Here is a 1,772-nt window from a genome sequence, read left to right as displayed (position 1 = left end):
CACGACACCCGGGAGACGATGTCCAGGAACCACTGCGGGAACGGCAGGAACGGCTCGAGGTTCTCCGGCATGAAGTGGTTCGTGGAGACGATCCGGATGCGGCGCCGCTCGGCCTCGTTGATGGCGGCCTCGCCGACCATGTAGTGGCACTGGGCGTGCACGACGTCCGGCTGGACCTCGCGGTAGATGCGGCGGAAGGAGGTCTTGGCGTGCCGCGGGAGCACCACGCGGTAGTACTCGTGCGTCGGCGCCGGCAGGGAGCGCAGCAGGTGCACGGTGGCCTCCGGCCGGTGCTCCACGGTGTCCGGGCCGGCCTCGGTGCGCGGCATCACGACGTGGACCTCGTGGCCGCGCGCGTGCAGCGCCGTGGCGAGGCGGTGGCCGAAGGTGGCGGCCCCGTTGACGTGCGGCGGATAGGTGTCAGCAGCGATCAGCACCTTCAGGGGGCGGTCGGCGGCGATCCGGGGACGGTCGGACACGGCGGTCCCTCTCTGTGGTGGCGATGGCACGACGGCGCCCGACCCGTGCCGGGAGGACCGGCCGCGGGCACGGCGCGCGTCCCACGGTAGCAACCGTCGGCGCCGACACGAGGATGCGCGAGGGGGTCAGCCCCGGCGGGACGGTTCTTCGCGCGGGTCCTGACCGTCGGCCCGCAGGCCGCGGGCCTTGCCCACCGCGCGCACGAGGTAGTCCCCCGCGGCGAGGATGTGCAGCAGGCAGCCGGCGCCGACCAGAGCCAGGGCCACACCGCTCCACGGGCTGCCGCCGAACAGCCACAGGCACACGGCGGCGAGCACGACGTCCGGGATCGCGATGGCCAGGGCGAGCCAGAGCGGGGCGATGCCCGTGGCCACGAACGTCACGGCCACCACCAGCAGGGAGAGGCGGTCCGCCACCGGGTCGAGCCACCGCCTGACCGTGGAGATCATGTCGAACCGGCGCGCCACGTAGCCGTCCACCCAGTCCGTGCCGGAGAGCACCGCCAGGATCACGAACGCGTCCAGGTGCCGACCGTCGACGGTGAGCCACACGAACACCGGCACCAGGGCGAAGCGGGCCAGGGTGATGAGGTTCGGCACGGTCAGCCAGGTGTCGCGGACGCGGTACTCGTGGCCCTCGCGCAGGCCGACGTCGATCACACGCATGGGTCACTCCTCCAGGGTCCGCGGGCGGACGCCCCCGCCGGGCGCCCCACACGCCCAGCCTACCGACGCCGTCACCCCTCCCCGCAGACGACGAGACCCCGATCCGTGGGGATCGGGGCCTCGGGGGCCGGGGAGCGCGGGCGCCCCCGGATCAGCGGCGGCGCAGACGGCTGGCGAGCGCCACGAACGCGGCGGAGGAGGCGCCGAGCAGCGCGAGCGGCTGCCAGTTGTCCTTCACGTAGTCCTCGGCCTCGGCGGTCCGCTCCCCCGCGCGGGCGGCACCGGTGAACGGCGCGGTCTGCTCGGTGGCGTGCGTGGTCTCGGGGGTGACCCCGCGACCCTTGCGCTGGGCGGCGAAGGCCGCGAGCTGGCCCTTCACGCTGATCTTCTCGTCCAGGCCGGAGCGGATGTCGCCCAAGTGGCGGCGGCGCAGGTCGGCACGACGGCGGATCTCCGCCTCGGTGGCGTCGTCACGGCCCGGGTGGGGAGCGGCCTCGCCGTTCTTGCGGGCCTTCTTGTTCTCCTCCTTCTCCACCTTCTTCCCCACCGCCAAGCCGGCGGCCACGACGCCCAAGGCCACGCCGCCCACCGCCAAGATGCCGTCGTACAAGCCCCGGGCGAACGGCT

3 protein-coding genes are annotated in these 1,772 nt (G+C 73.8%); all 3 read right to left on the bottom strand.

Going from position 1 to position 1,772, the window contains the following annotated elements; all coding sequences use genetic code 11:
- The coding region (locus tag AB0N07_RS50630; protein ID WP_365847717.1) for a glycosyltransferase at nt 1-479 on the bottom strand (479 nt) is incomplete at its 3' end.
- A 126-nt stretch (nt 480-605) separates the two neighbouring features.
- Complete coding sequence (locus AB0N07_RS50625) at nt 606-1,145, bottom strand: CDP-alcohol phosphatidyltransferase family protein (RefSeq protein ID WP_115261522.1); 540 nt, start codon at nt 1,143-1,145, stop codon at nt 606-608.
- A gap of 151 nt (nt 1,146-1,296) precedes the next feature.
- Nucleotides 1,297-1,772: hypothetical protein (locus tag AB0N07_RS50620; RefSeq protein ID WP_365847715.1), on the bottom strand; the 476-nt coding region annotated here is incomplete at its 5' end.

Source organism: Streptomyces sp. NPDC051172 (assembly GCF_040682555.1).
Classification (GTDB): domain Bacteria; phylum Actinomycetota; class Actinomycetes; order Streptomycetales; family Streptomycetaceae; genus Streptomyces.
This window is presented reverse-complemented; position numbering and strand designations above follow the sequence as displayed.

Excerpts from the sequence above, each read along its gene's own strand:
- AB0N07_RS50625 (WP_115261522.1), bottom strand. The coding sequence starts at position 1,145 with ATGCGTGTGATCGACGTCGGCCTGCGCGAGGGCCACGAGTACCGCGTC.